A 24,888-nucleotide genomic window follows, 5' to 3' on the forward strand; every position below is an offset into this window, starting at 1 on the left:
GCTCAGAAAGCAACCCCGGCTATCAGCCTGATCCGACGCCCGAGCCCTGTTTGGATTTTTACTTAAATGGCAATATTATTGTTCGCACTGCCAGAAAAAATGCAGTCCGCCGTGTATATAACGACGGGAACCATGCTTCCATTAAGTAAACTATTTTTATAGCAACAAATTAACGTCTGCAACACTTTGTAACAGCTCCCGGACGTGACTTGGGCCGGGATTTTTGATCGTTCATTATATCTGACCTAATTTCCCAAAAGAACTTTTTTGACTCGATGTCTCTCCTACGCAACCACTTTTGCTGGAATATTTATATATTAAAAAAGTTGCGTTTTATAAAATGCCATTAATTCAAATCAATAGATTTACTGGCAAGCCGAGACGGCGGAAATGTATCCGTGTGGCTATTTTGACGGGAAGCTGTGACAAGCGGATGACGGAACAGCGGGGTTAACCGCTGCCAATTTGACAATTCAGGCGGGTTCGGGACGGCGCAGCCGCCAAGCCAGCACCGCGGCGGTCGCCGCCAGCAGGGCCAGCGCGACCATATTAATGACCAGTACGCCCGACTGGAAGCGCATCACCAGGCCGACGCTGACGCCGGCCTTGACGCTGAACGCCCAGCCGCCGGCGGCCGGGAAGTAGCTGACCAGCTGCAGCGTGTAATACAGCAGGCCGCCCCACAAGCCGCTGCGCCAGCGCTTGAGCGACAGCACGGCGGCCAGGAAGCCCAGCAGCGCGGCGCCGAACACCCACGACGCGGCCGCGCCTTCCAGCGGCTGGCCCAGCAGGCCGAGGCTGACGGCCAAGGCCAAGCCGCTGTTCAACAGCAGCACGCGGGCGACCCACTTTTCAAATTCCAGCATCACGGTTCCGATTCATCCAAAGCGCGCCTGATATTCGCTGGGCACCACGCCCAACTGCGCGGCGAAGGCGCGCCGCAGATTGTACTCGCTGCCGAAGCCGCTCTGGCTGGCGGCCTGCTTGACCGTCATGCCGGGCCGCTCCAGCAGCGCACAGGCCGTTTCCATGCGCAGGCGCAGCAGCAGCTGGGCCGGCGACATGCCCGCTTCCTGCTGCAGGCGGCGGTGCAGCGTGCGCACCGACAAGGCAAACGCGGCCGCCATCTGCTCGACGTCGATCTGCTGCTTCAGCCTCGGACGCAGCCAGCCGGTCAACTGGCCGTGCAAGCCTTGCGGATCGGCCTGGGCCAGCAACTCCGAACTGAACTGGCGCTGGCCGCCGGGACGCTTGAAAAACACCACCAGCCGCTTGGCCACGCCCAGGCCGGCGGCGCGGCCCCGGTCTTCCTCGACCAGGCTGAGCGCCAGGTCCATGCCGGCCGCGATGCCGGCCGAGGTGTAGAACGCGCCGTCTCTTATATAGATGGCGTCGTCCTGGACCTCGATCGCGGGATGCTGGATCTGCAACTGTTGCGCATCCATCCAGTGGGTGACGGCGCGGCGGCCGTCCAGCAGGCCGGCGCGGGCCAGCACGAAGGCGCCGGTGCAGACCGCGCAGCAGCGCGCCACCTGGCCGGCCGCGCGCAGCACCCAGCCGACCACGGCCGGATCCAGCGCCGCGCTGGCGCCGGTTTCCAGGCCGCGCCCACCGGACACGACCAGCGTGGCGCCGGCCAGCTGCGCCGGGTCCGGCAGCGCTTCGGTCAGCAGCGTGACGCCGGCGGTCGACGCCACCGCGCCGCCATCGGGCGAGATCACGTGGATGCGGTAAGGCTCGGCCTGGCCGGCATCGCGCGCTTCGTCGTTGGCGGTGGAAAAGACCTGGGCCGGACCGGTGGCGTCCAGCAGCACAAAGCCGGGAAAGACCAGCAGCCAGATATCGATGGGTTTCATCTGGCAGATATTCCACCATCGATGTCATTTGTGTCAACCGCCTTCGTGCGACGATGCCTCATCCCTATTCATCCCCATCACAGGAGCACGGCATGACACGCACCATAGGCATTTATGTATTCGACAATGTTGAAGTTCTCGACTTCGCCGGACCGTATGAAGTCTTCACCTGCGCCGAGCGGGTTGGCGGCGGCGAACTATTCCAGGTCCGCACCATCGGCGCCAGCCAGGCGCCGCTGCGTGCCCGCGCCGGACTGAGCGTCCACCCTGAAGCCGATTTCGCCGGCGCCGGCAAGATCGACGTGCTGATCATCCCCGGCGGCGTGGTGACGGCCGAGCTGGCCAAGCCGGAGGTGATCGCCTGGATCGCCGGCATGGCGCCCGATTGCGAGCTGGTGGCCTCGGTCTGCACCGGCGCCTTCCTGCTGGCGCAGGCCGGACTGCTGGACGGGCAGGAAGTCACCACCCACTGGGAAGACGTCGCCGACCTGCGCGCCGGCTGGCCGCAGGTCCGGGTGCGCGAGGACCGGCGCTGGATCGACAATGGCCGCACCGTCACCTCGGGCGGCATCTCGGCCGGCATCGACATGTCGCTGCACCTGGTCGAGCGGCTGGCCGGACGCGAACTGGCGCTGCGCACCGCGCGCCAGATGGAATACGACTGGAATGAAGCATGAGGGTGGTGCGCAGCAAGGACTTCACCGCCGCGCGCGCCTGGGGCGCCGAGCTGATCGCCGCCATGCGGGACGCCACGGTGCGCCTGCACTGGACCGACCAGCCCTACCGCTGGCACGTCAACGACGGCGAGGAAGTATTCGCCGTGATGGACGGCGTGGTCGACATGCACTACCGCCAGGACGGCGCCGAACAAGTCGTCACGCTGCAGGCCGGCGACCTGTTCTTCGCCGCCGAAGGCGACGCCCACTCGGCCCACCCGCGCGGCCAGGCCCGCATCCTGGTCATCGAGCGGGCCGGCAGCGACTGATTTACAGCTTCTTCAGCTGCTCGCGCGCATAAGCGGCGTTCGGATGGTTGGGCGCCAGTTCGATGAAGCTGGTGTAGGCCGTCCTGGCCTTGTCGCCGTCACCCTGGTGCATGCGGGCATCGCCCAGGTTCAGGTAGGCGATGGCGCGCGAAGCGTCGATCTGGATGGTGTTCTCGAACCAGCGCGCCGCTTCCGCGTATTTCTCCTGCTTGTAATAGACGAAGCCGAGGTTGTTGGCCGCCAGCCCGAAGTCCGGGCGGTACTTCAGCGCCTCGGTGAAAGCCGCTTCCGCCTGCGCGTACTGCTTCTCCTTATACAGCTGCAAGCCCTTGTCGTTGGCGCGCTGCGCCAGCTGGCGGTTGGACGCATCGACCGGCTTGGGCGCGGCGATCTTTTGCTCGCCGCCCTGCAGGTTCTTGATCACCACCGTGTTGCCGTCGGCCTGCTGGCTGCGGCCCGTGTCCAGCTTGCTGTTCATGGCGATCGCCTCCGGCGACAGCTGGCTCGATTGGGCGCTGAGGAATTCCGCCTCGGCCGGCAGCTGGAACACGAACTCGCCGCCCTCCGAGCCCGGCAGGCTGCCGAAGGCCGGCGTCTGCTGCGAGACGCTGGCCACCGCCGGCGCCACGTAGGCCGCCAGTTCGGTCGCCGTGATCAGGCCGTCGCCGTTGAGGTCGGCCTTGCCGCCCAGCGCCTGCAGCAGCGTCCACGAAAAGATCGAATGGCCGTTCGGGCCGCCGTCGGCCACCATCTGGTCGGCGCCGCCGGCGGTCAGCATCTGCCGCCCCATGCGGCGCGCGTTGTCGCGCAGGAAGGCGCTGTTGCCGCCGCCGCGCGTCAGGCCCAGGCCGCTGTAGCAGGCGTCCATGACGAACAGCACATGCTTGGCGTTCAGGCTTTCGGCGATGTTCTGCAAGTCCGTCATCGGGATGGCGTCGACGCTGACCTGCTGCGGATCGGAATCGACCGGGATGATGTAGCCCAGGTTGCGGCCCGAGCTGAGCTGGCGCGTGGCGCCGTGGCCGGCGAAGAACACGAAGATGCGGTCGTCCTTGTTCAAGCGGGCGTCGGCCAGCTTGTCGTGGAACAGCGCCAGGATGTTGTTGCGCGTGGCCTCGCCGTTGCTGAGCGTGAACACGCGCTCGTTGGCGAAGCCGAAGCGGTTGACCAGCGTATCGCGGATCGCCTTGGCGTCCTGCACCGCGTATTGCAGCTTCGGCCATTTCTGGTAATCGTTGATGCCGATCACCACCGCATAGCTGTTGGCGTAGCCGGTGCTGACGGCGATCTTCTCCGGCTCCGGCCGGCTGCCCTGGGCCACCTTGAACGACTGGCCATCCCAGCCGGCGAAGCTGTAGCCGTCGGCGATCAGCTTGTCGAGCACCATCGGCAACGCCTTGACGCTGCGCTCATGAATGTCGTGGAACAGGATGATGCCGCGCTGCTCCTTGCCCAGCGTGGTCAGCACGCGGTTGGCGATCGAGCTCGGCACCGGATCGGCCCAGTCCAGCGAATCGATATTCCACATCACCGAGCGCAGGCCCAGCTTGGACAGCACCGCCATGCCCTCGGCGTTGCGGGCGCCGTAAGGGAAGCGGAACAGCTGCGAGCGGCGCGGGTCGGCGGCCTTGAGCATCTGGTCGGCGTTGGCGATCTCGCCGTACAGCGCGTCGCCCTTTTGCTTGGACAGCTGGGCGTGGCTGAAGCTATGGTTGCCGACGGTATGGCCGGCGTCGATCAGGCGGCGGCTCTCGGCCGCGTTCTTGCCCAGCGTCTGCTTGCCCTGCGCGTCGAGCCGGCCGACGTTCTGGCCGACCTGGAAGAACACGCCCGGCACATTGTATTGCTTGAGGATGGCGGCGACTTCCTCGGTGTAGGTGCCGTGCGGGCCGTCGTCGAAGGTCAGCACGACGGTCTTGGCCGGCAAGCCGTTGCCGAAGATTTCCTTGGTCTCCGCTTCCTGCTCTACCGTCTTCGGCGGCTCCGGATACGGCACGATGACGCCGTAGTCCTTCATGATCTGCTCGCGGCTGTACAGCTTGCGCAGGTGGGCGACGTAGTCGTCCCAGCGCTCGCGCTTGGGCACGATGGCGCGGGTCTCGAAGCGGGCGAAAATGCCGTTCAACTCCTTGTCGTACTGCTTCTCGATATCTTCCAGCGCGGCCAGGTCTTCGCTGACGCGCTTGTGCAGCTTGATCGCCGGCAGCGTCTGGTCGGCGGCGGCCAGCTTCTGCAGCGTGATCAGCACTTCGCGGAAGGCCAGCCGGTCGGCGTCGAACAGGTCGCCGGCCGACTCGATGTACGACAGCAGCGCATCGTCGGCGGCGTCGCGCTGCGACTGCGGCAGCACCTGGGTTTGCTCCAGCATTTTCTGCACGCCGGCCAGCCGTTCCAGGTTTTCATGGAACAGCGATTGCCCGACCTGCGCGGCGGCCTTGCGGTCGCTCTCGGACAAGTTTTTCTCGTCGGCGAACAGCACGATGATCTTGCGGTAGGCCGCCAGCATATTGTGCAACTCCGGCAGGACCTGCGGCGTCGGGCCGGCCACCACGGCGGGACCGGCCGGTGCGGCGGCGGGCTTGGGTCGCAGCGCGACGTAGGCGCCGGCGCCGGCCACGGCGAGCACCACGGCGGCGATCGTCAAATGCTTGGCGTATTTCATATGAATGCGATTCTCTTGAGCAACGGAATCAGCATTCTATGACACATTTGCTAATTTTTCACCGTGTAGCCGTCGGTCAGCGTTTTCAGGAAAGCCACCACGTCGGCGATTTCCTTGTCGTCCAGCGCCGGCTTGTCGCCCGGCTTGCCGCCGAATGGCGCTTCCATATTGACGTTGGCGTCCATGCCGGCCGGCTGGTCGTCGAACTTGTGGACGCTGCCGTCGGGATTTTTCGGATACCACTTCTGCGGCGCCGTATCGCGCTGGACGTAGAAACGCACCACCTGCTCCAGGCTGTCGAAGCTGCCGTTGTGGAAGTAGACCTTGCGCAGCGCCACGTTGCGCAGCGACGGCGTCTTGAAGCGGCCGCAGTATTCCTTGTGCTCGCGCAGGTCGGTGCGGTCCGGGCCGCACAGCCCGAGATCGAAATACTGTGGATTCGCGTTCACCGCCAGCTTGCCGTTGCGCGGCACGCCTAGGTTGATCAAGCCGTAGTCGGTGAACTGCGGGAAGGCGCCCTGCATGATCCGGCTGATATGGCAGGAGGCGCAATTGCCCTTGGTCTCGTCGTTGAACAGCGACAGGCCGCGCAGCTCCTGCGCGGTCAGCGTGGCCTGCTTGCGCAGGTAGGCGTCGTACTTGCTGGTGTAGGGATAGAAGTCGGCCGGGCTTTCCTGGAACACTTCCAGCGCCATCAGCGCGCCCTGCATCGCCGCCTGCGGACGGTCGAAGATATCGGCGCCGAAAGTCTGGCGGAACTGCGCGGCCAGCGGACCGCCGCGCAACTTGGCCAGCACCGCCGCCGCATCCTTGTTGCCCATCTCGCGCGGCGACAGCAGCGGGCCCAGCGCCTGCTCGTGCGCCGACTGCACGCGGCCGTCCCAGTTGTGGCCGCCGGTCGGACCGGCATCCACGCTGTCGTCGCCGTCGTCGTCGTGATAGTGCTCGGTGAACGGCGGCACGTTCTGGATGTAACGCAGCGACGGCGCGGCGCGTGTGCCCTGCGTCGCCATGTCGTCGCCGCCCAGCTGCACGGCCAGCCGGTTGGACGGGCTGAAGGCGTTGTCCGGGCTGTGGCAGCTGGCGCAGGAACTGCGTCCCGACGCCGACAGGCTCGGTTCGCTGAACATGGCGCGGCCCATCGCCGTCAGCTCCGGCACGGTGGGCTGGCGTTTCTGGCTGGGCGCGTAGGCGGCCGCCGCGGCGGCCGGCGGCGGTTCGGAATGGCAGGCGCCGAGCAGCGCGGCAATCAACAGTGCATAAATCGTTTTCATGCACGCAGCTTAGCAATATGACGTTACCGCTACATGACTGTTAGAAAGCGATACAAAACGATACTTTTATGTCGCTTTGATTTCATCGTCCTGACATATTTGCTCCATAGCATGAGCCGTTTTCACACCCCACCCACAAGGCAAAGAAGATGAAAACGAAATTGCAATTGGCACTGCGGCCATTGCCGCTGCTGCTGGCATCGCTAGGCATGGGCGCCGGCCTGATCGCGTGCGGCAGCTCCTCCGACAGCGTGCCGAGCATCACCGGCCAGGTGGTCGGCAGCTATTATGAAAACGCCGTGGTCTGCCTGGAAAGCGCCACCGCCAAGCTGACCTGCGACAGCAACTCCGGCACCGTGCGCACCGGCGCCGACGGCAGCTTCGCCGTCACCGGCGTCGACAAGGGCGCGCTGCTGGTCACCGTCGGCACCGACGCCATCCGCCACGACGCCATCGGCGACGCCGGCACCAAGGTCACGCAAAAGCTGCTGTTCCGCGCGCCGAGCGGCCATACCGGCATCGTCGACGCCATCTCCACCGAACTGACCACGCTGATGGACGCCAACGGCGGCGACTTCAACGCCGCCAGCAGCCAGCTGGCCGCCAAGGTCGGCGTCAGCGAAGCCAATCTGCTGGCCGACATCAACAAGGTCACGGGCGACGACCAGGCCAGGCTGAAGGCGGAAAACGCCAGCATCACCGACCTGATCGCCGCCGCCAGCACGCAGAGCGCGCCGGCCGACATCGCCGCCACGCTGACCGGCGGCCTGGCGCTCAACAACATCAAGAACATCGTCGTCATCTACGCGGAAAACCGCGGCTTCGACAATCTGTACGGCCTGTTCCCCGGCGCCAACGGCGTGCCGGGCGTGAACCCGACCTCGACGTCCGCCTACGTGCCGCAGAAAGACTTCGACGGCAGCACGCTGCCGGTGCTGCCGCCGACCTGGGGCGGCATGGCCGCCGCCGGCCAGAGCGTGGTGATCACGCAGGCGCAATCGGCCAACCTGCCGAACAAGCCGTTCCAGATCGACGACGCCAACAGCCCAATCGCGATGGCCCAATCGGTCATCACGCGCGACCTGGTGCACCGCTTCTACAACAACCAGATGCAGATCAACGGCGGCGCCAACGACAAGTTCGCGGCCTACACCGACGCCGGCGGCCTGACCATGGGCTACTACGATGGCAGCAAGATGAAGATGTGGGACATCGCCAAGCAATACGCGCTGGCCGACAACCTGTACATCGGCGCCTTCGGCGGCTCCTTCCTGACCCACCAGTACCTGATCTGTGCCTGCGCGCCGCAATACCCGAACGCCGACAAATCGGTCGCATCCGGTTCGATCGCCAAGATCGACGTCGACTCGAAAGGCAACTTCGTGCGCCTGACGCCGTCGGCCACCGCGCCGACCAGCGTGCTGAACGGCGCGCCGGCCTACGCCAACGACGGCGCCATCACGCCGGCCGACGCGACCGGCATGTTCTACGCGGTCAACACCATGCAGCCGCCGTTCCAGCCGAGCAGCAACAGCTTCGCGGCCGACGACACCACCCACCTGTACGCCGACACCAGCAAGGCCACGACCTTGCCGCCGCAGACGCAGAAGAACATCGGCGACATGCTGACCGGCAAGAGCATCGACTGGGCCTGGTACGCCGGCGCCTGGAAGGACACCACGGCCGCCACCACCGGCGCCACGCGCGGCACGATCAGCAATCCGCCTAACTTCCAGTTCCACCACCAGCCGTTCAACTACTTCGCCAACATGGATCCGGTCAAGAACCCGGCCTACCGCGCGGCGCACCTGAAGGACTACGACACGCAATTCATCGCCGACGCCGCCAACGGCACCTTGCCGCCGGTCGCCTTCTACAAACCGCAGGGCAACCTGAACCAGCACGCGGGTTACGCCTCGGTAGCGGACGGCGACGCCCACATCGCCGACGTCATCGCCAAGCTGAAGAAGAGCCCGCAGTGGAAGAACATGCTGGTCATCGTCACCTACGATGAAAACGGCGGCTTCTACGACCACGCCAGCCCACCGAAGGGTGACCGCTGGGGTCCGGGCACGCGGGTACCGGCGATCATCGTCTCGCCGTACGTGAAAAAAGGGACAGTGGATCACACGCAATACGACTCCGCCTCGATCCTGCGCGCCATCACGCACCGCTTCAACCTGCCGGTACTGGACGGCCTGAGCGTGCGCGACAAAGCGTTAGCCGCCAACGGCGCCAAGCCGATGGGCGACTTCAGCGCCGCCCTCGCCCTCACCCCGCAAGAGTAACCCCGGTGTCCAACCCCGGTGTCAGTGCCGACATTCGGACACGAGCTCGACGCTAGAGCGGCAATACAGCTCAGTTCGTGTCCGGGTTCTGGACCTGACCCCGGAGTGGGAAGTCGACGGTGACGGTCAGGCCGTCGCCGTCGCTGGCGAGCGTGATGTGGCCGTCGTTGCGCTCGGCTGCGCGTTCGGCGATCGCTAACCCTAAGCCGCTGCCGGATTGCTCCTGGCCCGGTACGCGGTAGAAGCGCTCGAATACTTTTTGATGCAGGGCCGGAGCAATGCCCGGTCCTTGGTCGGCGATCGTCAGCCGGTAGCCCTGTTCCCGCGCCGCCAGCTTCACCGCGATCCGCCCCGATTCCGGCGAGTACTTGATGGCGTTGCTGATCAGGTTATCCAGCAGCGCCGCCATGCTTTCCGCGTGCATCGGCATGCCGCACGCTGCTTCCGACTGGAATTCGATATCTATCCCCCTCTGCAACGCCAGCGGCGCCGCCGACGCCAACCGGCTGCGCACGAAGCCGCACAGGTCGGTCTGCGGCAAGGGTTCGGCGTTCGGCTCGGCGCGCGCGCGTTCGAACGCGAGCAATTGATGCACCATGTGCGTGGCGCGCGCGACGCCGTCGCGCAGGCCTTGCCCCGCTTCGGCGCTGCGTTCGGCGTTCTCGGCCACGCTGCGGCTCAGCAGCAGGTGGGCGTTGATCTGGATCGCCGCCAGCGGCGTTTTCAGTTCGTGCGCGGCGTCGGTGAGGAATTCATGCTCGCGCTCGATGCGCTGGCTGAGCCGCATCATCAGCCGGTTGATCGCCGTGACCAGCGGCGACAGTTCGCGATACTTGGAGTCCGGCAGCGCCGTCAGGTCGAATACCGAACGCGCTTCGATCTGCTCGGCGATCGAACGCAGCGGCCGCAGCCCGATGCCGACGATCAGCCAGGCCGGCAACAACAGCAGGGGCAGGCTGAAGATCGTCGACGACAGCAAAAAACTGACGCCGGAAAAACTCAGCATCCATTCATCGTCCACCTCGTGGCTGCGCTCGACCACCAGCCCGCTGCCGGCGTCGCGCTCGACCGCGCTGACCCAGGCGTTGGCCTTGTGCGCGGCGGCGCTGCCCGGCGCCGGCAAGGTGTCCGGCAGCGCCGGCTGCGAGTTGAATACCAGCGCGCCATCCTTCCAGACGCGGAGCCGCACCCGCGAGTGGTAGTCCAGCTCGCGGAACATTTCCTTGCGCACCGCCTCCAGCTCGGCGCCTGCCTTGCGCATCTGCTCGGGCCGGCCGGCGATCTCCGTCATGTGCAGCAGCACTTCGCGCGTGTGCGCGGCGTTTTCGGTGGCGGTGCGGTTGCGCTGCGTGGCCTTGGCTTCGAAGGCGACATAGGTGAACCCGGCCAGCGCAACCAGCGCGATGACGCCGCTGAAACCCAGCATCAGCCGGCGGAACAGCGACGAGGGCTTATTCATGGCCGCGCTGCACCATGTAGCCGACCCCGCGCACCGTGCGGATCACGCGGTCGCCGATCTTCTTGCGCAGATTGGAGATGTGCACGTCCAGCGTCTGCCCTTCGCTGTGTGGCAGCACGCCTTGCTCCAGTTCGGTGCGCGTCAGTACCCGGCCCGATTCCTTCATCAAGGTCAGCAGCAGCGCGAACTCGGTGCGCGACAGCGACACCGCCGCGCCGGCGCGCGTGACCAGCATGCGGCTTTCGTCGAGCACCAGCTCGCCCGAGGTCCATAGCGCTTCGGCGCCGTCGACATTGCCGCTGGCACGGCGCACGATGGCGCGCAGCCGCACCAGCAGTTCCGGGATCTCGAACGGTTTGATCAGATAGTCGTCGGCGCCGGTGTTGAAGCCGTTGAGGCGGTCTTCGAGGCTGTCGCGCGCGGTCATGATCAACACCGGCAAGCCCAGCCCCAGCGCCCGCATGTCGCGCAGCAGCGTGGCGCCGTCGCCGTCCGGCAGGCCGAGGTCGAGCAGCACGGCGTCGAACGGCTCGGCCTGCACGCGGACCACCGCGCCGGCCGCCATGCGCACCCAGACCACCGCGTGTCCCTCGTCCTGGAACACCGCCAGCAGCGCCCGGCCGATGGCCAGGTCGTCTTCGATCATCAGTATTTTCATGTGCGCAGTGTAGCAGCGGTTTTGGCGCTTTGTAGTTGAATTACGCGGACGTCTGGAAAACGCCACAACCGCATTCCACAAGGCATTCGGCGCGAAATCAGGCACTTGGCGGCCAATCTTCAGGCTTTCTTTATTTTCGCCGCACTGAGCAATTGACCCTGTTTTTCTTCTATTACATCATCAGTCCCGCAATCAAAATAATTCTTAGGGAGACATATGACCACATTCCGACTCAAGCCGGTGGCGGCGGCATGCACGCTGCTGATGCTCAGCCTGTCCGGCGCCGTCCACGCGCAGCAGGCCGATACCGACGAGACCAAAGCCGAAGCCAAGAAAAAGGCCGACGGCGAGATCGCCATCGTCACCGTGTCCGGCATCCGCCGCGGCATCGAGGAAGCGATTTCGATCAAGAAGAATTCCAGCTCCATCGTCGAGGCCATCTCGGCCGAGGACATCGGCAAGCTGCCCGACAATACCGTGGCCGAGTCGATCTCGCGCCTGAGCGGCGTGACCACCCAGCGCAACAAGACCAACGGCAAGGCCACCGACGTCAGCGTGCGCGGCCTGTCGCCGAGCTTTAACGGCTCCCTGCTCAACGGCCGCGAGCAAGCCTCCACCAGCGACGCCCGCAGCCCCGAATTCGACCTGTTCCCATCCGAGCTGACCGCCTCGGTGCTGGTCTACAAGACCCCGGACGCCAGCCTGATGGGCCAGGGCCTGGCCTCGACCATCGACCTGCGCACCCTGCGCCCGCTGGACTTCGGCAAGCGCGTGCTGGCAGCCAGCGCGCGCAAGGAGCGCATCGGCTACGATTCCGGCTCGGACCTGGGCTCGGGCCACCGCGTGACCTTCACCTACGTCGACCAGTTCGCCAACCGCACCATCGGCCTGTCGCTGGGCCTGACCAAGTTCAAGCAGGACAACGGCGGCGAGCTGAAGTTCGACAGCTGGGGCGGCGGCACCACCGACATGGCCTACAACGGCGGCATCGCCAAGGCGCCGAGCGGCTTCCTGGCCGAGACCTCGCGCCGCAAGAACGACCGCGACGGCGCCTCGCTGACCTTGCAGTACAAGCCCAACCAGAACTTCCGCTCGACCGTCGACGTGTTTTACTCGCGCGGCGACGAGAGCACCAAGAAGACCGGCATCGAAGGCTCGGTGGCCGGCAGCACCGGCCTGTACGACCCGAACGGCGTGCTGTCCAACGCCGTGGTGGCCAACGGCATCGCCACCAGCGGCACCATCAGCAACTACAAGGCCGACGTCCGCAACCACGTGTATTCGAACACGGACCGCCTGGCCTCCTTCGGCTGGAACAATGAACTCAAGCTCGACGACAAGTGGCGCGCCGAGGCCGACCTGTCGTATTCGCACGGCGTGAAGAACATCTCCAACTACGAAACCACCGCCGGCCAGCCGGGCAATACGCCGGCCAGCCAGTTGGGTTCGGTCACCTTTAGCGGCTTCAACGGCAGCAACTTCGCCGACGTCAAATACAAGCCCAGCCTGGATTACTCGGATCGCAAGGTGGCGCTGCTGACCGACGTCGACGGCTGGGGCGGCGGACCGAACTCGCCGCAGGCCGGCTATGTCAGCCTGCCCAACATCGACGATACCGTCCAGAGCGCGCGCCTGACCGCGCACCGCGAACTGGACTGGGGCCCGCTGACCAACGCCCATTTCGGCCTCAACTTCACCAAGCGCGACAAGTCGCGCACCGGCCAGGAAGGCCGGCTCTCGGTCAAGGGCGGCGACGGCTACGCCAGCGCCGCCATCCCCGGCACCGCGGTGGAAGCGGCCGGCGCCTCGGGCATCATGGTGGCGTCGTTCGATCCCACCGGCACGCTGGGCACCATCTATGAACTGAACCGCTGGGTCGACGCCACCGTGCTGGCGCGCGACTGGTCGGTCGGCGAGAAAGTCACCACCGCCTATGCGATGGCCGACCTGGATGGCAACCTGATGGCGCTGCCGTACAGCGGCAACATCGGCCTGCAGGTGGTCAACACCAAGCAGAACTCGTCGGGCAACCAGGTCGACCTGGCGCGCTGCACCGGCATCACCTTCGACACCTGCCCGTACAGCGTGCGCACCGGCGGCACCAGCTACACCAACGTGCTGCCGAGCATGAACCTGGCCTTCGACCTGGGCAGCGAGCAAAAGCTGCGCTTCGGCGCCGGCAAGCAGATCTCGCGCGCCAACCTGGACAACATGAAGGCCAGCATGGACTTCGCGGTGCAGAACGCCACCTCGGTAGCGCCGGCGCTGACCGGCTTTGCCGGCAACCCGGAACTGAAGCCCTACGCGGCGCGCTCGCTCGACCTGTCGTACGAGAAGTACTTCGGCAAGAAGGGCTACATCAGCGTGGCCGGTTTCTTCAAGAAGCTGGACAACTACATCATCAACGCACCGCAGCAGTTCGACTTCAAGCCCTACACCAGCGCCAACACGCCGCTGCCGGCCACCGGCCCATATGCCGGTTCCACCGTCGGCTTCCTGACCAAGCCGCAGAACGGCTCGGGCGGCAATATGCATGGCTACGAGCTGGCGCTCAACGTGCCGTTCTCGCTGGCGACCCAGTGGCTGGACGGTTTCGGCGTGGCGGCCAACTACTCGCACACCGACAGCTCGGTGAGGCTGCCGACCAGCGGCTTCGTCTCGCCGCAGAACAGCCCCGTGTTCAACGGCAGTGTGAGCGAGATCAGCTTGCCGGGCCTGTCGAAGGATGTCAGCAGCGTGCGCGTCTACTACGAGAACCACGGCCTGCAGCTGGCGTGGGCCGCGCACCGCCGCTCCAGCTTTGTCGGCCAGATCCTGGACTACCGCAGCGATTCGCAGTTCACCTTCATCAAGGGCGAGACCATCGTCGACCTGCAGGCGTCCTACGAGTTCCAGAGCGGTTGGCTGAAAGGCGTGTCGGTCTTCCTGCAAGGGCATAACTGGACCAATACCCCGTTCCGCGAATACACCTCGGATCCGAACCAGATCACCAATACGGTGGTCTACGGACGGACCTACACGGCTGGCCTCAACGTCAAGTTCTAAGGTAGTACTTTACCGGATGCCCCGTTCCCTCGCGGGGCATCCGGCTTTTTTTATTGGCCCCCCATGATCAAATCCCTATTCCTTGCGCTGATGTTCGCCGCCGCTGGCGCGGCCAACGCCGCCGATCCGTATCAGCCGCAACCCTATGTCCATTTCCAGAACGCCGAGTGGACCCGCAACGCCAGCATCTACCAGATCAACACCCGCCAGTTTACGCCCGAGGGCACTTTCCGCGCCGCCGAACAGCAGCTGCCGCGCCTCAAGGAACTGGGCGTCGACATCCTGTGGCTGATGCCCATCCACCCGATCGGCCAGGTCAAGCGCAAGGGCGCGCTGGGCAGCCCTTACGCGGTGCGCGACTACATGGCCGTCAATCCGGAGTTCGGCACGCCGGACGAGTTCAAGCACTTCGTCGCGGCGGCGCACGGCCTGGGCCTGCATGTGATCCTCGACTGGGTCGGCAACCACACCGCGTGGGACAACGTGCTGCGCACCAGCCATCCGGAGTGGTACGAGAAGGACCGTAAGGGCAATCCGCATCCGACACCGTGGTACGACTGGGACGACATCATCGACCTCGATTACACCCAGCCCGGCCTGCGCCGCTACATGACGCAGGCGATGGCGTACTGGGTGCGCGAGGCCGGCGTCGACGGCTACCGCGTCGACGCCGCCGGCCTGATACCGCAGGACTTCTGGGACAACGCCAGCCGCGAGCTGCGCGCCATCAAGCCGGTGTTCATGCTGGCCGAGTGGGAGAGCCGCGACATGCATGCCTATGCCTTCGACGCCAGCTACGCCTGGACCTGGTGGGAAGGCCTGCGCGCCATCGCCGAGGGCAAGGCCGACGCCACCTCGCTCTACACCTACTACGCCTGGAACCAGAAGTTCTATCCCAAGCAGGCCTACCGCATGCTGTACACGACCAACCACGACAAGAACGCCTGGGACGGCACCGAGTTCGAGATCTTCGGCGCGGCGGTGGATGCGGCCATCGTGTTCTCCTTCGTCAGCGAAGGCATGCCGATGATTTACAACGGCCAGGAGGCCGGCAACCGCAAGCGGCTGGCCTTCTTCGAGCGCGATGCGATACAGTGGCAGCCGTCGCCATATGCCGTGCTGTATAAAAAGCTGCTGGCACTGAAGAAGAAAAATACGGCATTATGGAATGGACAATGGGGCGCCACCATGGTGCAGGTGCCGAACAGCGCGCCGAAGCAGGTCTTCAGCTTCGTGCGGCAGAACGCCAAAGATAAGGTGTTCGCGGTGTTCAACCTGAGCGGACAACCGGTGCAAGCCGGCTTCCGCGACGACCTGCACGTCGGCGGCTATCGCGATTTCACCACCGGGGAGACGGTGCGCGTGGATGGCGATAGCCGCTTCGACCTGGCGCCATGGAGCTATCGTATCCTGGTGAAGGTAGACTAAGAATGGAACAACGGAACATCAGCAGTGTGGTGATCGTCGGTGGCGGCACGGCCGGCTGGATGACGGCGGCGGCGCTGTCGCGGGTCTTGGGCGGCAAAGTGAAGATCACGCTGATCGAGTCGGAAGATATCGGCACCGTCGGCGTGGGCGAATCGACCATCCCGATGATCAAGCTGTTCAACACTGTGCTGGGCATCGACGAAGATGAGTTCATGCGCGAGACCAAGGCCACCTTCAAGCTGGGCATCGAGTTCCGCGACTGGGGCCGGATCGGCGACAGCTACATGCACGGCTTCGGCATCTTCGGCCAGGACCTGGCGACGCTGCCGTTCTACCAGTACTGGCTACGCATGCACCAGGCGGGCAAGGCGCCCGATATCGAAGAATACTCGATCAACCGCATGGCGGCCAAGGCGAATAAATTCATGCGTGCCGACCGTTCGCACGGCAACTCGCCGCTGGGCGATATCGTGCACGCCTTCCACCTGGACGCCGGGCTTTACGCACGCTACCTGCGCAAGTACAGCGAAGCCAATGGCGTAGTGCGCATCGAGGGCAAGGTGGTCGATACGCTGGTGCGCGCGTCGGATGGTCACGTCGACGCGGTGCGCATGGAGAGCGGCGAACTGCTGGGCGGCGAATTGTTCATCGATTGCTCCGGCTTCCGCGGCCTGCTGATCGAACAGGCGCTGCACACCGGTTTCGAAGACTGGACCCACTGGCTGCCGTGCGACCGCGCCTATGCCGTGCCGTGTGAGCTGGGTGGCGAACTGACGCCGTACACGCGCGCGACCGCGCGGCCGGCCGGCTGGCAGTGGCGCATCGGCCTGCAGCACCGCACCGGCAACGGCCATGTGTTCTCGTCCAAGTTCATGAGCGACGACGAAGCGGCGTCCATCTTGATGTCCAACCTGGACGGCCGCGCGCTGGGGGAACCGAAGCTGCTGCGCTTCACCACCGGCAAGCGCAAGCAGGTGTGGAACAAGAACGTGGTGGCGGTCGGCCTGTCGTCCGGTTTCATGGAGCCGTTGGAATCGACCAGCATTCACCTGATCCAGTCGACCATCGCCAAGCTGATCACCTTCTTCCCCGACAAGGGTTTCCGCGCGGCGGACATCGCCGAGTTCAATCGCCAGTGCGATTTCGAGGTGGAGCGCATCCGCGACTTCCTGATCCTGCACTACCACGCGACGGAGCGCAACGACACGCCTTTCTGGGACTACTGCCGCACCATGGACGTGCCGGACACGCTGCGCGAGAAGATGGAGCTGTACCGCTCGCGCGGCCGCATCGTCCGCGTCGACAACGAACTATTCGCCGAAGTCGGCTGGCTGCAGGTGCTGCATGGCCAGCGTGTCCAGGCCGACGGCTACCATCCGCTGGCCGACCTGCTGTCGGAAAGAGAAGTCGCCGAATACCTGGACGACATCGCCTCGGTGATCGGACAATGCGTCAACCAGATGCCGTCGCACGCCGCCTACATCGCGGCGCGCTGCGCATCCAGATAACAAGGAACCATCAGTGCAAACCAATCCCGTTCGAATCCGCTGGATCTCCGCCGCCTGCATGATGCTGGGCGTGTATGCCAGCTCCGGCAGTGTGTGGGCCGATGAAGTGCTGGCCACCGTGACCTCACCCAACCAGGCCATCAGCGTCGCCGTGCAGCTGGGTGACGGCGGCCGGCTGGCGTACGAGATCCAGCGGCGCGGCAAGCAGCTGATCGCGCCGTCGCGGCTGGGCTTCCTGCTGGCGAACGCTCCGCAGCTGGACAACGGCTTCACGCTGGACAAGCAGTTCGTCACTGAGCATGACGACACCTGGGAACAGCCGTGGGGCGAGCGCCGCTACGTGCGCAACCACTACAAGGAACTGCGGCTGGAGCTGGTGCAGAAAGCGTTCGAGAACCGGCGCATGGCGCTGGTATTCCGCGTGTTCGACGACGGCGTCGGCTTCCGCTACGAGATTCCGGACCAGCCGCAACTCAAGGAAACCAAAATCAGCGACGAGTTGACAGAGTTCGTCGTCGCGTCGCCGGCCACCGCCTGGTGGCAGCAGGCGGGCGAACAGGCGGCGCTGGAGTACGCGACGCACAAGTCGCCGCTGAGCGAAGTGGGGATGGCGAACACGCCGATGACCATCCGCACCAAGGATGGCACGCACATCGCCTTCCACGAGGCGGCGCTGGTCGATTATGCGTCGATGTGGCTGCGCAAGGTGGAAGGCCAGAAGCTGCGCGCGCACCTGACGCCGTCGGCCATTGGCGCGCCGGTGGAGCGGCAGGGCGCGTTCACGACCCCGTGGCGCACCATGCAGATCGCCGACAGCGCGGGCGGCCTGTATATGTCGGATCTGGTGCTGAACCTGAACGAGCCAAATAAATTGGGTGATGTCTCGTGGGTGAAGCCGTCGAAGTTTGTCGGCGTGTGGTGGGAGATGCACCTGGAGAAAAGCACCTGGGGCTCGGGCGCAAAGCATGGCGCCACCACGGCAAACACCAGGCGCTATATCGACTTCGCCGCGAAGAACGGCTTCCGGGGCGTGCTGGTGGAGGGATGGAACCTGGGATGGGACGGCAACTGGTCGGGCAGCGGCTCGGCGTTCAGCTTCACCGAGTCGTATCCGGACTTCGACCTGCCGGCTGCCAGCGCCTACGCCATCAGCAAGGGCGTGCGCCTGATCGGCCATCATGAAACCGGCGGCAATGTGGCGCGCTATGAACAGCAGATGGACGCCGGCTACCAGCTTTACGCTCGCCATGGCGTTGACAGCATCAAGTCAGGTTACGTAGTCGATGCCGGTGCGGCGCTATTTGCGGGCCCTGACGGCAAGACGCATTTCGGCTATACCGATTCGCAGGAAGGCTCGCGTCACTTCCTGAAAGCGGTGACGGAGGCGGCGCGCTACAAGCTGGCCATCGATACGCATGAACCGATCAAGGACACGGGCCTGCGCCGCACCTATCCGAACTGGGTTTCGCGCGAAGGTGCGCGCGGCATGGAGTACAACGCCTGGGGCAACCCGATTAACAGCGTCGATCATGAAGTGAACCTGGTCTTCACGCGTATGCTAAGCGGGCCGATGGACTACACGCCGGGCATCCTGAGCCTGGAAGGCGTCAAGGGCCGGCCGATCAACTCGACGCAGGCCAAGCAGCTGGCCAGCTTCGTGGTGATCTATTCGCCCATCGTGATGGCGGCGGACCTGATCGAAAACTACGAGAAGTATCCGGGCCCGTTCAAGTTCATCAAGGACGTGCCGACCGACTGGTCGGACACGCGGGTGATCAATGGCGCGATGGGCGAGTATGCGACCATCGCGCGCAAGGATCGACGCTCGGACGATTGGTACGTCGGCTCGGTAACGGACGGCTCGGCGCGCGCGCTGCCGCTGCCGCTTGCCTTCCTTGATCCCGGCAAGCGCTATACCGCCGAGATCTACCGCGACGGCGACAAAGCCGACTACCGCACCAGCCACCGCTTCGACATCGTCATCGAAAAGAAGATCGTCACCGCCAAAACGATCCTCCAGCTCAAGCTCGCCCCCGGCGGCGGCCAGGCGATCCGCCTGACGCCCATCAGCAACTAAATCCGGGATCAGGTCCAGAATCTGGACACAGCCTCTGCCTTAACGCATCTAAGGTAGAGTCCGTGTCCGCATTCTGGACCTGACCCCGGAGTTGAGGTACGCGATGCGATACAGGAGCGGCAGCACCAGCAGCGTGAGGGCGGTGGAGGAGAGGATGCCGCCGATGACGACCGTCGCCAGCGGGCGCTGGACTTCGGCGCCGGTGCCGGTGGCGATCGCCATCGGGATGAAGCCCAGCGATGCTACCAAGGCTGTCATCAAGACGGGACGCAAGCGGCCCAACGATCCTTCGCGGATCGCCTGTTCCACTGTGCGGCCTTCCTCGCGCAGCTTGCGGATGAAGGAGATCAACACCAGCCCATTGAGCACGGCAACGCCCGACAGCGCGATGAAGCCAACCGCCGCCGATATCGACAGCGGTATCCCGCGCAGCGCCAGCGCGGCAATGCCGCCCGTTAGCGCGAACGGTATGCCGCTGAAGACCAGCAGCCCATCCTTCAAATTGCCGAACATCGCGAACAGCAGCACCATCACCAGGACCAGCGCCGCCGGCACCACGATCTGCAGGCGCCGCGACGCCGATTGCAGTTGCTCGAACTGCCCGCCCCACGTGGTCCAGTAGCCCGGCGGGATCGTCACTTTCTGCAGACGTTCTTCCGCTTCTTCGACGAACGACCCGATATCCCGCCCGCGCACATTGGCGCTGATGACGACACGCCGCTTGCCATCCTCGCGGCTGACCTGGTTCGGACCCGGTGCGATGCTGAACGTCGCTACCTCGCCCAGCGGGATGAAGTTGGCTGCGCCGCCGGAGGCGCGCGGCAGCGGTACCGGCAATCGCGCCAGCGCATCGAGGTCGTTGCGCATCGCTTCCGGCAGCCGCACCACGATGTCGAAGCGGCGGTCGCCTTCGAACATGGTGCCGGCCTGCTTGCCGCCGACCGCCGTGGCGATGGTCTCCTGCACGTCGCCGACGTTGAGGCCATAGCGCGCCGTCTTGCCGCGGTCGATGTCGACCGTCAGCATCGGCAGGCCGCTGGTCTGTTCGATCTTGACTTCGGTCGCGCCTTCCACCTTGTTCAGCGAAGCCGCAATGCGGCCCGCTGTCTCGTTGAGCACCGCCATGTCGTCGCCGAACAACTTGACGGCGACATCGCTGCGCACGCCCGATATCAGTTCGTTGAAGCGCAACTGGATGGGCTGCGAGAACTCATAGGAATTGCCCGGCAAACGCTCGACGGTTTGCTGGATCTCCGCCAGCAGCCCACTGCGCGATTTTCTCGGCTTGGGCCATTGCGATTCCGGCTTGAGCATGATGTAGCCGTCCGAGATATTCGGCGGCATCGGATCGGAGGCGATTTCCGCGGTGCCGATGCGCGCGAACACCCGTTCGATCTCGGGGAACTTGCGCTTCAAGGTCACTTCGATCTGCTTCTGCATCTCCACCGATTGCACCAGCGCCGTGCCGGGTATGCGCAGCGTCTGGATCGCGATGTCGCCTTCGTTCAGGCTGGGCACGAACTCGCTGCCCATGCGCGTGGCAAGCAGCACCGACAACGCCACCGCGATTCCGGCAAAGGTCAGCACCACCGGTGTGTTGGCCAGTACGCGTTCGAGAGCCACTGCATACCAGCCGGTGATGCGCGGATGGTCCTTCTCCACGACGTTGTCGCCGATGAACAGCGCCACCGCCGCCGGGATGAAGGTGATCGACAGGATCATCGCGCCAGCCAGCGCCATCACGACCGTCAGCGCCATCGGATGGAACATGCGGCCTTCAACGCCGGCCAGCGCGAAGATCGGCAGGTAGACCGCCATGATGATCAACTGCCCGAACAGCAACGGCCTGCGCGCCTCGCCGGCTGCTGCGAAGACTTCGTCGAAACGCTCGGTGCGGGTCAGCGGCCTGCCAAGGCGGGCCTGCGCATGCGCCAAACGCCGCACGCAGTTCTCGACGATGACCACCGCACCGTCGACGATGATGCCGAAGTCCAGCGCGCCAAGGCTGAGCAGATTGGCGCTGACCTTGTACGAGACCATGCCGGTAAAGGTGAACAGCATCGCCAGCGGGATCACCATCGCCGTGATCAGCGCCGCACGCAGGTTGCCGAGGAAGAGGAACAGCACCGCGATCACCAGCACCGCGCCTTCCAGCAGGTTCTTCTTGACCGTGGTGATGGCCTTGTCGACCAGCGTGGTACGGTCGTACACCGTCACCGCCTGCACGCCGGCGGGCAGGGTGCGGTTGATGGCGACCATCTTCTTGTCCACCGCCAGCGCCACGGCGCGGCTGTTCTGCCCGACCAGCATGAACACTGTGCCGAGCACCACTTCTTCGCCATTCTCGGTGGCCGCGCCGGTGCGCAGTTCGCGGCCGATGTCGACATCGGCCACGTCCTGTATGCGCACCGGCACGCCGTCGACATTGCCGAGGATGATGTTGCGGATGTCGTCCAGCGACCTGACTTGCCCCGGCGCGCGCACCAGCAACTGTTCGCCGCGCTTCTCGATGTAGCCAGCGCCGGCGTTGCCGTTGTTGCGGTCCAGCGCTGCGACGATGTCCGGCAGCGCCAGTCCGTGCGATGCCAGCCGGCCCGGGTCCGGCGCGACCTGGAACTCCTTGGCGTAGCCGCCGATGGAGTTGATCTCCGCCACGCCTGCCACGTTGCGCAACTGCGGCTTGATGATCCAGTCCTGGATCTCGCGCAGGTCGGTCGGCGTGTATGGCGTGCCATCGGCCTTCTTCGCGCCCGGCTTGGCCTCCACCGTCCACAGGTAGATCTCGCCCAGCCCTGTCGACACGGGACCCAGCGCCGGCGTCACGCCGTCCGGCAGCTCGGACCTGGCCTGCTGCATACGCTCGTTGACCAGTTGGCGCGCGAAGAACAGATCGGTGCCGTCCTTGAACACGACGGTGATCTGCGACAGGCCATAGCGCGACAGGGAGCGGGTCTGCTCCAGTCCGGGCAGGCCCGCCATCACCGTCTCCAGCGGGAAGGTCACGCGCTGCTCGGTTTCCAGCGGCGAGTAGCCCGGCGCGGCGGTGTTGACCTGCACTTGCACGTTGGTGATGTCCGGCACGGCGTCGATCGGCAGCTTTTGATAGCTGTAGACGCCCAGCGCCGCCATCGCGGCGACTATCAGCAATACCAACCAGCGCTGGTGGATAGCGAATCGTATGATGCGTTCAAACATGCTGTCCTCCCGCCTCAATGTTCATGCTCGGAGCTGCCCTTGCCCAGCTCCGCCTTGAGGACGAAGCTGCCGGCCGAGGCGTACCGCTCGCCCGCCTTCAGGCCTTGCAGTACCTCGACCAGCCTGCCGTCGCTGCGGCCGGTCACCACGTGCTGCACGCGGAAGCCGCCTGCCGTCTTGACGAACAGCGTAGGCTTGTCTTCCACGGTCTGGATGGCGTCGGCGACGACCGTGACGGCGACATCGGACTGGCCGGCCTGTACCTCGACATTGACGAACAGGCCCGGGCGCCATGCGCGCTCCGGATTGGCCAGCGCCACGCGCGCCTTGGCGGTGCGGGTCTGCTCGCCCAGCAGCGAGCCGACGTAGGTGATCTTGCCGCTGGCCTGCGCATCAAATGCGGCGGCCTTCACCAGCACCGTTTCGCCGACGCGCACGCGATTCAGGTCACGGGGCGGCACTGCAAGTTCGGCCCACACCGAGGACAGGTCGGAGATGGTGAAGACATTGGCGTCCTCCTTGACCGCCTCGCCCAGCGCCAGGTGCTTCTCCATCACGACGCCGTCGAACGGCGCGCGCAGCTCCAGCCGGTTCAGTTGCGAGCCGCCGGCGCCTGCCCCCGCGCCGTAAGCATTGAGCTTCTGGCGCGCGTTCTGCACCGCGATCTCGGCTTCGTTGAACGCCTGTTTGGCTTGCAGATAATCCTGCTCGGCGGAGATCTTGTCCTGCCACAGCCTGCGTTCTCGCTCGAAAGTGGTGCCGGCCAGCGCCAGCCGGCGTTGCGCCGACAGCAGTTCGCTGCGCTGGTCGGACAGGCCGCTGCTGGCGACGACGGCCAACACCTGGCCCTGCCGCACATTCTGCCCCAACTCGGCGCTGACGCTGACCACCACGCCGGCCAGCTTGGGCACCACGTGCGCGGTGCGGTCTTCGTTGAAGCGGATCTCGCCGGGCAGCGTGATGGCGGTGCCGATCTTGGCCGGCGCCGCAGCAGCCAGCACGATGCCGGCCGCCTTGGCCTGCGCGTCGTCCAGCTTGACGATTTCCTCTTGCGCGCTTTCGGCGTGCTCCGGCTCCGAAGCCGGGGCGGCCTCGCGCTTGGGCATCAGCAGCAGCGCCGCCAGCAGCAGGCCGATCGCCGCCATGACAGCGATGGCGATGGTTTGTTTTTTACTCACGAATTTACTCATGGCTTACTCCGAGAATGCGGTCGATGGCGGCCATGGCGCGGTGCGCCTCCGCCAGCGTGTTCAGATATTGGGATTTCGCCTGCAGCAAAGTGCGCTGGGCGTCGAGCACGTCGAGAAAGCCGAACTTGCCGTATTCGAAGCCGGTGCTGGCCGCGTCATACGCGCTTTGTGCGCCCGGCAGGATGTCGTTGCGCAGCGCGTGCGCCTGCCGCAGCGCCAGCTCGAACTCCTCGCGCGCCTGCGACAGTTCCGCGTCCAGCCGCAGCGCCGTCGCCGCCAGTTCGTCGCGCGCCTTGTCGACGCGGCGCGCCGACTCCAGCACGTTGCCCTGGTTGCGGTCGAAGAACGGCAGTGGCACGGAAACGCCGAACACCGCCTGCGTGCGCCCCAGTTCCTCCGAGCGCTTGCTACCGATATTGAGCGTGACGTCCGGCGTGCGGCGCGACAGCTCGACCTGCGCCAGCGCCTGCGCCCGGCCCAACTGCGAGCGCGCCAGCGCCATCGCCGGCGAACGCGCCAGCCGCTGTTGCAGCGCGGCCTGGTCTGGCAGCGCCGGCAACGCATCCACCGCGCCTTCGGCCCGCTCGAAGCGGGGTGCGGTATTGCCCCACAGGCCGGCGAGCCGCTTGCGCGCCGTCGCCAGCGTACTGGCGGCGCGCATCAGCTCCAGCTGCACCGAGGACGCGGCCACCCGCGCCCGCGTCTCCTCCACCGGCGACACCTTGCCGGCCACCACGCGCCGTCCGGTCGCCGCCGCCGCGCGCTGCGCCAGCTCATCGGCCTCGCGCGCCAGCCGCAGCTGCTCCTGCGCGGCCAGCACCGCAAAATATGCGGCGATGACGTCGGCGTGTACCTGCGCCTGTTTCACGGCCAGTTCCGCCGTCGCGGTGTCGCGTCCGCGCTCGGCCGCCTGCACGCGCGCGGCGCGCTTGCCGCCCAGTTCCAGCGGCTGGCTCAATTGCAGCGTGGTTTCCCGCGTATCGCGACGGGTATCGACGCGCTCCATCGACAGCGAGGGATTGGGCGACAGGCCGGCCTGCTGTACCGCGCCTTCCACCGCCTGCACTTCATGGCGCGCGGCGGACAGCTCGCTGTTGGCGCCGGCGGCCAGCGCCAGCGCCGTTTGCAGCGTCAGCGGCGCGGCCGGCTCGATTTCGGCCAGCGCATAGGCCGGCCACGCCGCTACGCATAGCGGCAAAAAATACTTGAACATCGAATTCTCCAAACAAAGGGAAAGGAATTCGACGAGGCTTAAACAGGAAA

The 24,888-nt window shown here is 65.3% G+C and carries 16 protein-coding genes; 7 read left to right on the forward strand and 9 right to left on the reverse strand.

All coding sequences use genetic code 11. The features are described 5' to 3' along the window. Positions 1–473: 473 nt before the first annotated feature. On the reverse strand, positions 474–866 hold the full coding sequence (locus tag ACEN9F_RS17580; protein ID WP_413421730.1) for a hypothetical protein: 393 nt from the start codon (positions 864–866) through the stop codon (positions 474–476). Between the two features lie 12 nt (positions 867–878). Further along, entirely contained in the window at positions 879–1,856 is a 978-nt protein-coding gene (locus ACEN9F_RS17585; protein ID WP_413421732.1) for a GlxA family transcriptional regulator, read from the reverse strand. A 92-nt stretch (positions 1,857–1,948) separates the two neighbouring features. Here ACEN9F_RS17585 and ACEN9F_RS17590 point away from each other — a divergent pair, with 92 nt between their 5' ends. Next, positions 1,949–2,533 (forward strand): DJ-1/PfpI family protein, encoded by a 585-nt coding sequence (locus ACEN9F_RS17590; protein ID WP_413421734.1) that lies wholly within the window; start codon positions 1,949–1,951, stop codon positions 2,531–2,533. Then, positions 2,530–2,841: a cupin gene (locus ACEN9F_RS17595; RefSeq protein WP_413421736.1), complete on the forward strand. Its 312-nt coding sequence runs from the start codon at positions 2,530–2,532 to the stop codon at positions 2,839–2,841. Before ACEN9F_RS17590 ends, ACEN9F_RS17595 begins: the two co-directional genes overlap by 4 nt. Position 2,842: 1 nt before the next feature. On the opposite strand, the gene ACEN9F_RS17600 is transcribed toward ACEN9F_RS17595, so the two are convergent. Both ACEN9F_RS17600 and ACEN9F_RS17605 read right to left on the reverse strand, forming a co-directional pair. Further along, a complete protein-coding gene (locus ACEN9F_RS17600; RefSeq protein ID WP_413421738.1) occupies positions 2,843–5,503 on the reverse strand; it encodes a polysaccharide deacetylase family protein in 2,661 nt (886 codons plus the stop codon). Between the two features lie 50 nt (positions 5,504–5,553). Then, a complete protein-coding gene (locus tag ACEN9F_RS17605) occupies positions 5,554–6,777 on the reverse strand; it encodes a cytochrome-c peroxidase (protein WP_413421740.1) in 1,224 nt (407 codons plus the stop codon). A gap of 149 nt (positions 6,778–6,926) precedes the next feature. On the opposite strand from ACEN9F_RS17605, the gene acpA reads away from it, so the two are divergent. Next, positions 6,927–9,065 carry an acid phosphatase gene (acpA, locus tag ACEN9F_RS17610; RefSeq protein ID WP_413421742.1) on the forward strand — a complete coding sequence of 713 codons (2,139 nt, stop codon included), beginning with the start codon at positions 6,927–6,929 and terminating at the stop codon, positions 9,063–9,065. A 70-nt stretch (positions 9,066–9,135) separates the two neighbouring features. Here acpA and ACEN9F_RS17615 read toward each other — a convergent pair whose 3' ends face one another. Next, complete coding sequence (locus ACEN9F_RS17615; RefSeq protein ID WP_413421744.1) at positions 9,136–10,524, reverse strand: sensor histidine kinase; 1,389 nt, start codon at positions 10,522–10,524, stop codon at positions 9,136–9,138. Further along, positions 10,517–11,170 carry a response regulator transcription factor gene (locus tag ACEN9F_RS17620; RefSeq protein ID WP_413421746.1) on the reverse strand — a complete coding sequence of 218 codons (654 nt, stop codon included), beginning with the start codon at positions 11,168–11,170 and terminating at the stop codon, positions 10,517–10,519. The genes ACEN9F_RS17615 and ACEN9F_RS17620 overlap by 8 nt, the downstream gene beginning before the upstream one ends. Before the next feature lie 228 nt (positions 11,171–11,398). Here ACEN9F_RS17620 and ACEN9F_RS17625 point away from each other — a divergent pair, with 228 nt between their 5' ends. The 4 genes from ACEN9F_RS17625 (at position 11,399) to ACEN9F_RS17640 (ending at position 19,240) form a co-directional block, all read left to right on the forward strand. Beyond that, complete coding sequence (locus tag ACEN9F_RS17625) at positions 11,399–14,227, forward strand: TonB-dependent receptor (protein ID WP_413421748.1); 2,829 nt, start codon at positions 11,399–11,401, stop codon at positions 14,225–14,227. 63 nt (positions 14,228–14,290) lie between these two features. After that, entirely contained in the window at positions 14,291–15,655 is a 1,365-nt protein-coding gene (locus ACEN9F_RS17630) for an alpha-amylase family glycosyl hydrolase (RefSeq protein WP_413421750.1), read from the forward strand. A 2-nt stretch (positions 15,656–15,657) separates the two neighbouring features. Then, positions 15,658–17,163 carry a tryptophan halogenase family protein gene (locus ACEN9F_RS17635; RefSeq protein ID WP_413421752.1) on the forward strand — a complete coding sequence of 502 codons (1,506 nt, stop codon included), beginning with the start codon at positions 15,658–15,660 and terminating at the stop codon, positions 17,161–17,163. A gap of 13 nt (positions 17,164–17,176) precedes the next feature. Then, the gene (locus ACEN9F_RS17640) at positions 17,177–19,240 is read left to right on the forward strand and encodes a glycoside hydrolase family 97 protein (RefSeq protein ID WP_413421754.1); all 2,064 of its coding nucleotides are present in this window, start codon (positions 17,177–17,179) and stop codon (positions 19,238–19,240) included. Positions 19,241–19,288: 48 nt separating this feature from the next. Here the strand turns inward: ACEN9F_RS17640 and ACEN9F_RS17645 are convergent, their stop codons facing one another. The 3 genes from ACEN9F_RS17645 to ACEN9F_RS17655 are packed head-to-tail and all read right to left on the reverse strand — an operon-like array spanning position 19,289 to position 24,838. Then, a complete protein-coding gene (locus tag ACEN9F_RS17645; RefSeq protein ID WP_413421756.1) occupies positions 19,289–22,435 on the reverse strand; it encodes an efflux RND transporter permease subunit in 3,147 nt (1,048 codons plus the stop codon). A 14-nt stretch (positions 22,436–22,449) separates the two neighbouring features. After that, positions 22,450–23,625 (reverse strand): efflux RND transporter periplasmic adaptor subunit, encoded by a 1,176-nt coding sequence (locus ACEN9F_RS17650; protein ID WP_413421758.1) that lies wholly within the window; start codon positions 23,623–23,625, stop codon positions 22,450–22,452. After that, a complete protein-coding gene (locus ACEN9F_RS17655) occupies positions 23,618–24,838 on the reverse strand; it encodes a TolC family protein (protein ID WP_413421760.1) in 1,221 nt (406 codons plus the stop codon). Before ACEN9F_RS17655 ends, ACEN9F_RS17650 begins: the two co-directional genes overlap by 8 nt. Between the last annotated feature and the right edge of the window lie 50 nt (positions 24,839–24,888).

It is taken from the genome of Duganella sp. CT11-25, from assembly GCF_047302815.1.
Taxonomy (GTDB): domain Bacteria; phylum Pseudomonadota; class Gammaproteobacteria; order Burkholderiales; family Burkholderiaceae_D; genus Rugamonas.